The organism is bacterium (assembly GCA_021372515.1).
In the GTDB taxonomy this organism is placed as follows: domain Bacteria; phylum Gemmatimonadota; class Glassbacteria; order GWA2-58-10; family GWA2-58-10; genus JAJFUG01.
In genome coordinates this window covers 1-8324 of the sequence record JAJFUG010000036.1, presented here as the reverse complement: position 1 = coordinate 8324, position 8324 = coordinate 1, and the positions used below count along the sequence as shown (strand labels likewise).

Here is an 8324-nt window from a genome sequence, read left to right as displayed (position 1 = left end):
GGCTGGGCCGTCGAACCGCAGACCCTCCTTGCCAGTGATCTTGGCCACCGCGCCCTCCGGGGCCAGGTTGCCGTACATTATCTGGATATGCCCGGTCTTCTTGATCGGTTTGTCCAGCGGCTGGATGATGTCCTGGCCCGGAGCCAGATCGCCGCATTCGGCCAGGTTCTCGGCCAGAGTGCGGCCGGTAACGGTCAGGCAGTCGCCGTTCAGATAGCCGGCCTCGAGCAGCACTCTCAGCACCGCGGGCACACCGCCCACCCGGTGCAGGTCCTCCATCAGGTAGCGGCCGCTGGGCTTGAGGTCGGCAAGATACGGCACGCGGTCGCTCACCCGCTGGAAATCGTCGATGGCCAGCGGCACCTCCACGCTCCTGGCCATGGCGATCAGGTGCATAACCGCGTTGGTCGAGCCGCCCAGTGCCATCACGATTGTCATGGCGTTCTCGAAAGCGGCGCGGGTCATGATATCGCGCGGGCGGATGTCCCGCTCCAGAAGATTGCGCACCACCGCGCCCACGCGGCCCAGCTCCTCGTTCTTCTGAGTGCTGTCTGCCGGGTGGCTGGAGCTGTGGGGCAGGCTCATGCCCAGGGTCTCGATGGCCGCGCTCATGGTGTTGGCCGTGTACATGCCGCCGCAGGCCCCCGGTCCGGGGCAGGCGTGCTTTTCCACCTCGGTCAGCTCGCCGCGGCCGATCCGGCCGGCCACGTACTCGCCGTAGGCCTCGAAAGCCGAGACTATGTTCAGGTCGCGGCCGCAGAGGTGCCCGGCCCGGATCGTCCCGCCGTAGACCATCAGGCCGGGACGGTTCAGGCGGCCCAGGGCCATGAGCGAGCCGGGCATGTTCTTGTCGCAGCCGGCCACGGCCACGAGGGCGTCATAGTAGTGCGCGCTGGCGTGGTCCTCGATCGAGTCGGCGATGATGTCGCGCGAGGGCAGGGAGAATTTCATCCCCTGGGTGCCCATCGAGATACCGTCGCTCACTCCTATCGTATGGAAAATCCAGCCCTTGAGGTCGGCCTCCTCCACCGACTCCTTGATCAGCGAGGCGAACCGGTTGAGGTGCATGTTGCAGGGGTTGATCTCGAAACCCATGCTCACAATGCCCACCTGGGCGCGCTCCATGTCCTGGGCGGTCATGCCAGCGCCGTAGAGCATGGCGTGCGCCGCAGGGAACCCCGGGTCCTGGGTCAGTATCCGGCTCTGGCTGTTGAGCGGTTTTTTACTGCCTTCCATAATATACCTCCCGATCTATGGTCGATTTGCATCCTGATAGTCTTTGCCTACCCAAGAATCATAAGCTGCGCGGGAGGAAAATGCAAAGGACGGGGGCGCTCCGGGGTCAAAAAAAGATTCGTTCTGGCGTCGGGGGCCGAAGTGAGTTAGAATGAACTGAATTGTTCAATCCAAGGGCATAGGAGGAAGCAACCCCCGGCCCGGACCCAACCTTGTCACTTTCAACCGTGAGCTGCCGCGATGAACGGATTGATTCTAAAAACCCTCGCCTCGCTGGCCTTTCTGGCCCCGGCGGTCCTGACCGCCGCCGCCAAGGACTCCCCCCGCAGCATCCGCCTGACAGTGGTGTTCAACAACGAGGTGGCAGACAGCAGTCTGGCCAGCCTGTGGGGTTTCGGCTGCCTGATCCAGGGCTACGAGCGGACCATCCTGTTCGACACCGGGGCCAACGGCGACACCCTGCTGGATAACATGCGCCGCCTGGGCCTCGACCCGCGCGCGGTACAGACTGTCGTGCTGTCGCACGAGCACCACGACCACACGGATGGCCTGGCGGCGTTCCTGGCGGCCAACCCCAAGGTGAAAGTGATCCTGCCCGGGGCGTTCCCGGATACGATCAAGAGCGTGGCCGCGGCGGCCGAGTCAGTGGAGGAAGTGCATGGCCCGGCCGAGATATGCAAGGGAGTGAGGACGACCGGCGAGCTGGGGGACAAGATAATCGAACAGGCCCTTCTGCTGAGCACCCCGCGCGGGCTGATCGTGCTGACCGGCTGCGCGCACCCGGGCATCGTGAATATCGCGGCCGCGGCCAGGAAGCAGACCGGCGAGCCGCTCTATCTTGTCGGGGGCGGGTTCCACCTGGAGAATTATAGCCGGGAGCAAATCGCCGCGGCTATCGACAGCCTGAAAGCGCTGGGCGTGCAGAAAGTCGCCCCGACCCACTGCACGGGCGATACGGGCCGCGAGTTGTTCCGCGCCGCCTGGGGCGAGGATTTCGTGCGCCTGGACCTGGGCTCGCGGCTGATTGTGGAGTGAGCGGCCGGAGCAGGAACGACGGAAAACTGGCCGAAGCGGGCCGGGAGGAACCGGAGGCTGAATCTCTTCAACCGTATGCACGAAAAACACACCGTGCTTGCTGCGACTTATGTTTCATCACTGATACAAGAGCAGCCTCCGGGCCCGGTCTAACTTCGGATAAAATCTTTCTTTACCCAGCCTCGCATCTGCACGTCGACTTCGTACCACCCGTTTTGCTCCTGAAGGATGTCGACTTTTACACCTTTGCTTAGAGGCGGGGCTACGGTCGGGGCGCCCGGAAATCCGCGCGAACGAATATTGAGCAGAGAGGCAGTCACCACACCCACGCTCTTTCTGGGCAAAGCCTCCGCCAGGGCACGCTCCGGATTGATAATTCTATCCCGCAACTTGTCCAGAGGGAAAGCCGGTCCCGGATCGGACTTCCTGCCCGGAGCCACTTCCTCGTGTCCCAATATGGCTGAAATATTGTAGGCTCCCATCAATTCCAGGCAGAGGCTTTCGACCGCCGCGATCTGCTTTTCCGAGTAGATGTGCCAGTACGAGGGTGCGGACTCGTTGCGGTGCACCGCCTCTGTCACCTGATCCTCGCCGTATACTTTCCCGAACGTCGAAATATACCCCCCGCCGCCTTTGGTGAGACGGCCGGCATTGTCGATTTCAATCCCGATCGAATAGTTGTTGAACCCCACTCTGCCTTTATATTCGCTCTTGCCGGCATGCCAGGCCACGGTGTTGAACGGCACGAGCTGATAGACGACACCATCGCAGCCGACCACGAGATGGGCGGAGGCCTTTGCTCTGGGATCACACAGCCACTGGGCGGACGATTCCGCCGAACTCCCGCCGGTGTAGTGGATGATAATCGTATCCGGCAGCCCGGCCCCGAACTGTCCGCCACGGTTGGGTGAGGACAGTTGCTTGACTCCTTCACCTTCAAGCAAGTGATTGTTGATTTTCATCTGATCGCCTCGCTTGGAGAATTCAGGCTCGATTTTTTGATATAAGCATGGCAGCTTCGGGCAAAACAGTCCGCTCAACCTTTGACTTCCGTCTCTCCCAGCAGCTTGCTGGTGGCGCTGGAGCCGGTGAGCGCACGGGTGACCGAGTTCTGAACCCCGGATTTTTCGAAGCTGCGGCCGATGGACCAGGTTGCCACGATCCCGGACCAGCCGAGCCAGAAATTCGTAGGGAGAGGAATCTCGTCGATTGTTACACCTATGGCTATTTTGCCCACTATCGGCACCAGGCAATAGTTGATGAAAATGAACAGTAGCCCGGCATACACCACGGTCGGCCTGGCCCGCTTGGTGTAGCTGTCACCCTGGGCCAGCTCGGCCACGAGCACACGCTCCTTGGACTGCAGCTCGGAGCGGATGCTGGCTTCGATTTCCGAGTCTCTCTTCTGGATCAGGGCCTCCATCTCCAGTTGGAACTGCTGCTTTTCCTCCCCGCTCAGATTAAACTTATCCACCACATCCCCGACATCTTTGACGAGGCTCCCGACACTCCCGCTGAAAATGTTGGTGAACCAGTTCATTTTGCCTCCTCTTTTGAGAAATGGATTCAGGTTGAGAGAAAGCCGCATTAAATAAGTGGTTCAACGAGTTATGAATTGAAATGTCATAAATCTAATAATACTTCATTTAATTAATCATATGGCTGTATAAGGATGATTTCAAGAGTCGACGATAAAAAATAATTGGGTTCAAAATGCTAAAATGCACCAAGAGATGAAGAATCAGAATTATTCTAATTTAGTTAAAAACATTTATCGAGAATTAATGTCATGGCAATGGCATAGCGAAGTAATGCGTAACAATCCAATGATTAATGGGCGAATGCTTGCGGACATTGAAACGGGGGGTATTTAATCAGAACTGAAGACAACAGTTATTGCTGAATCGGGAGAGCCACATCCCCCGGAAACCGGTCCGGGAGGAAAAAGTCAGGGGTGACCGGGAAGTCACCCCTGAGCTTACGGCTTACACGATAAGTTGTATTATGATTCTACATACCGCCTGCTCATTTCCCGCCGCTTTGCTGCCTGTATTTCTCGCGGTACTTGGCGTAGAGGCTCTTGTGGTGGCTGCCCAGGTCGATATCCCGCCCGTCGAGGTACATCTTCTCCACCTGCGTGCTTATCTCCAGCGGGTCACCGTCGGTCACGATTATATCCGCCAGCTTGCCCGGCTCCAGCGAGCCGACCAGGCTGTCCACGCCCATGATCTGCGCGGCGTAGAGTGTGACCGCCTTGAGCGCCTCCTCGCGCGGCAGGCCGTAGGCCGCGGCCATGGCCGCATGATAGGGCAGGTTGCGCTCGTTGCCGTAGTCGCCGTAGCCGCCCGCGATGCAGAAAGCAACCCCGGCCCGGCGCAGAGCTTCCGGCACTGTCAGGGTCCAGTCGTAGGCGGCATCCCGGCGGGAGGGCAGGCGCATCAAGGGATCGACTATCACCGGGATGCCGTGCGCCTTGAGCAGGTCGGCGGCCAGCGGGGCCTCCTCGCCGCCCACCAGCACCATGCGCACACCCACCCGCTCGGCCCACTCCACCGCGGCCCGGATCTGGGCCAGGCTGTTGGCGCCCACCCAGACCGGCACCTCGCCCGCGAGCACGGGCAGCATGGCCTCCCAGCGCAGGTCGGTGGCGTGGAACGGCACGCCCGCCTTGCCCGCGGCCTCGCGGGCCACTTTGTAGGCCCGGGCCTGACGGAACGCTTCCTCCAGAGTGTCAAGCTGCTCGGCCACGGCGGCCTGGCGTTTCTGCAGTTCTTTCTTGTCCGCCAGGGAGGACAGGCCGCTCATGTCCGGCCACTCGACCACCAGGCAGAGCGGCGCCTTGACCGTCATCTGCTCCCAGGTCCAGCCGTCCAGACGGATCAGCGCACCCATCCCGGCCAGGAGCCCCCCCTCGGGCAGGGTGGCGGCAAGACCCACACCATTGGCCCGCGTGACCGGGAAACGCTCGGAATCCGGGTTGATCGCCCGCTCGGCCCGCACATTCGGGTTCACCTGCCCGATCTCGTGCGAATCCACCGTGGGGGTGACCGCGCCGGTCTCGACCAGACCCAGGTACGAGACCGCCTGGATCAGGGCCGGCCAGACATGCTTGCCGGCTGCATCGATCCGCACGGCATCCGCGGGCAGGGCCACCTCGCGGCCCAGGGCCACTATTTTTCCTTTGTCGAACAGGATTGTCCCGCCCTCTATCGCGGGGCCCGAGACCGGGTGCAGGGTTGCCCCCACCAAGGCCACTGGCGCGCCCTGCGGCGGGGCTGGAATCTGCTCCGAGGCCGCGGCTGCGGAGAAAGCGGCCAGGCAGAGAACGAGGACTGAGGATAGACATCTGCGCATCATTTTGGCTCTCAGGTTGTGGTTACTGGTGAAAGCGGTCATTTCTCACCCCCGGAGCGCAGGATTTTCTGGATCAGGGCGGCGCGCTGCGATTCCACCGTGAGCCGCATACGGCTGTCCTCAGTCCGGTCGAAGAAGCGCCGGCCGTCCAGCCAGGTCTGCTCGCAGTGCGAGTACACCGAGAGCGGGTCGCCGCTCCAGATCACGAAATCGGCGTCCTTGCCCGGCTCCAGGCTGCCCACGCGCGCGGCCACTCCAAGCTGGATCGCCGGGTTGAGGGTGACGAACTTGAGCGCCTCCTCGGGCGGCACGCCGCCGTACTTGACCGCCTTGGCCGCTTCATAATTCAGCCGCCGCCCCAGCTCGTCGTTGTCGGAGTTGAAACTGACCGTGCAGCCCTGGGCCCGCATCAGAGCGCCGTTATACGGGATGGCGTCCACCACCTCGGCCTTGTAGGCCCACCAGTCGCTGAAAGTGGTGGGGTAGGCGCCGTGGCGGGCCAGCTCATCCGCTACCTTGTAGCCCTCCAGCACGTGGATGAACATCCCGATCCGGAACCCCTCGCGCTCGGCCACTCTCATCATTGCCAGTATCTCGTCCTGACGGTAGGAGTGGCACTGCACCTGCCGCTTGCCGTCCAGCACCTCCAGAAGGGCCTCCTGGCGCAGGTCGCGGCGCGGCGGCACTAAATCCGGCTGTTTCTTGCGCTGCTCCTCGTAGATCTTCCAGCGGCTGCGATAGTCGCGGGCCGCCTGGAACGAGTCCAGCATGAACTGCTCCACCCCCATGCGCGAGCGCGGGTAGCGGCGGGCGTACTGGTCGGGAAGGTAGTTCTGCTTCACGTTTTCGCCCAGGGCGAACTTGATCGCCGGCTGCTGGGCGTCGAATATCATCCTCTCGGGCAGCTCGCCCCAGCGCAGCTTGACCAGGCTGGTCTGGCCGCCGATGGGGTTGGCCGAGCCGTGGATCAGCAGGGCCATGGTGGTGCCGCCGGCAAGCTGACGGTAGATGTCGATGTCATCCGGGTCGATCACGTCCTCGATGCGCACCTCGCTCACCAGGGCGTGGGTGCCCTCGTTCACCCCGCCGGCGATAGCCAGGTGCGAGTGGGCGTCGATGATCCCCGGGGTGACATGCCGCCCGGCGGCGTCGACCACGGTAGCGCCGGCTGGAGCGGTCAGGCCTTTGCCCACTTTCACTATCTTCCCGGCGTGGACCAGAAGGTCGGCCCCCTCCAGCTTCCCAGCCGGGCCGCAGGTCCAGATCACCGCGTTTTTCACCAGCAGGTCGGCAGGCTGCTCCGGCGGGGTGCTCCAGCCGAAAGCGCCGTCCGGGTAGACTGTCCCGAACAGGGCCGGGCTCACCGGCTTATCCTTGGCGCTGTCGGGTTTCGGCTCGGCTGGCGCGGTGCGCAGGGCGCTCCAGGCAAAGGTGGAGCCGTCCGCCTCCACGCCCTCTCCGCGCAGGGTGTCCGCGGCCAGGATGGCCCAGAGGCGGGCCACGCCGGGCCGTCCCAGCGAGTCGGTGGGGAAAGCGAGGCTGAGGCGGCGCTCTTCCAGGGCCACGGTCGAGGCCTTGAGCTTGCGGCCCTGGACCTCGGCCGTGGCGCTGAACTTGGGCGCCTGTCCGCCGATCTCCACCTGCGCCGTGACACCGTCCCTGAGGCTCACCTGCCACTTGCCGCGCGGGTCCACCGGGGGCTGGGCCAGGATTTCGAAACGTTCGCCCGCGACCCAGGTTTCGAGCACCCGTCCCTTGTCGAACAGGTCACCCTCCACCAGGATGAAACTGGCCAGGTAGCCCTTGTCCAGGCGGCCGAGGGTCTTGTCCATCCCCAGGCGCGCGGCCGGCACCGTGGTCAGGGCGGCCAGGGCGGAGTCGCGGTCCAGGCCGCGGCGCACGGCCAGGCGCAGCTTGTCCAGGAACTGCTCGGGCTTCTCTAATCCATGGGCGCTCAGGGCGAACCGCGCCCCGGCCTTGAGGAGACGGGCCGGGTTCTCCGGGGCGGCGTCCCAGCGCTTCAGCTCGCGCAGGCTTACGTCAAGCTCGCGCTCGCGTTGCGACAGGTCGGGGACCTCGGGGAAATCGAGCGGCAGGATCAGGCCCAGGCCGCTGGCGGCCACTTCGGAGGCGCGGCGGTATTCGGTGCCCGCGCCCAGGGCCCAGCCCTTGAGGCCGAACTCGCGGCAGATCTTGGCCGCGCGCAGGATGTCCAGCTCATCGCCGCACGCGAATAAGAACGGGCTTTTGCCCTCCGCGTACGGCCCCAGGGCCGCCAGGGCCAGGTCGGTTTCCGGGGCGCTCTGCCCCGCCGGGTGACGGTCGTAGGCGGCGCGGGCCGCGCCGTACCAGCGGGCGTCCAGAAGGCTCTGGCGGATCAGGGCGATCGCGCCCATCTCCGAGGCCGGATAGGTCTCGGGGCCGTAGCCCTGGTTCAGGCTGCCCTTGCTGAATGCCGCAGCCTGGGCCGCCTCGGGCCGCAGGATGGACTCGTCCGCCTCGCGGCCGTCCAGCAGCACCAGCGCCCCGGCCCCGCGGAAAATACCCTCGGGCGGGAACGTGAGCGCCGCGGCGAACCCGGCCTTGCGGAACGAGCCGGCGGCCGCACTGTCCGCCTTGAAAAGAGTGGCGGCCTTAAGCTGGGGCCGCACCGCCGGGTTCCAGCTCCGGCTGCCCAGAGCGGCGGCCTTGTCCGCCGC

6 protein-coding genes are annotated in these 8324 nt (G+C 63.9%); 1 reads left to right on the top strand and 5 read right to left on the bottom strand.

Features of this window, described 5'->3' with window-relative positions; genetic code table 11:
* Positions 1-1236: dihydroxy-acid dehydratase (locus LLH00_03365; GenBank protein MCE5270302.1), on the bottom strand; the 1236-nt coding region annotated here is incomplete at its 3' end.
* 240 nt (positions 1237-1476) lie between these two features.
* Here LLH00_03365 and LLH00_03360 point away from each other — a divergent pair.
* Positions 1477-2271 (top strand): MBL fold metallo-hydrolase, encoded by a 795-nt coding sequence (locus LLH00_03360; protein MCE5270301.1) that lies wholly within the window; start codon positions 1477-1479, stop codon positions 2269-2271.
* A gap of 149 nt (positions 2272-2420) precedes the next feature.
* Here LLH00_03360 and LLH00_03355 read toward each other — a convergent pair whose 3' ends face one another.
* The 4 genes from LLH00_03355 to LLH00_03340 all read right to left on the bottom strand — a co-directional run.
* The gene (locus tag LLH00_03355) at positions 2421-3311 is read right to left on the bottom strand and encodes an N-acetylmuramoyl-L-alanine amidase (GenBank protein ID MCE5270300.1); all 891 of its coding nucleotides are present in this window, start codon (positions 3309-3311) and stop codon (positions 2421-2423) included.
* Positions 3308-3811, bottom strand: a complete 504-nt coding sequence (locus LLH00_03350; protein ID MCE5270299.1) for a holin family protein — start codon at positions 3809-3811, stop codon at positions 3308-3310. Before LLH00_03350 ends, LLH00_03355 begins: the two co-directional genes overlap by 4 nt.
* Positions 3812-4296: 485 nt before the next feature.
* The gene (locus tag LLH00_03345) at positions 4297-5628 is read right to left on the bottom strand and encodes an amidohydrolase family protein (GenBank protein ID MCE5270298.1); all 1332 of its coding nucleotides are present in this window, start codon (positions 5626-5628) and stop codon (positions 4297-4299) included.
* Between the two features lie 35 nt (positions 5629-5663).
* On the bottom strand, positions 5664-8324 hold a 2661-nt coding region (locus LLH00_03340), incomplete at its 5' end, for an amidohydrolase family protein (GenBank protein MCE5270297.1).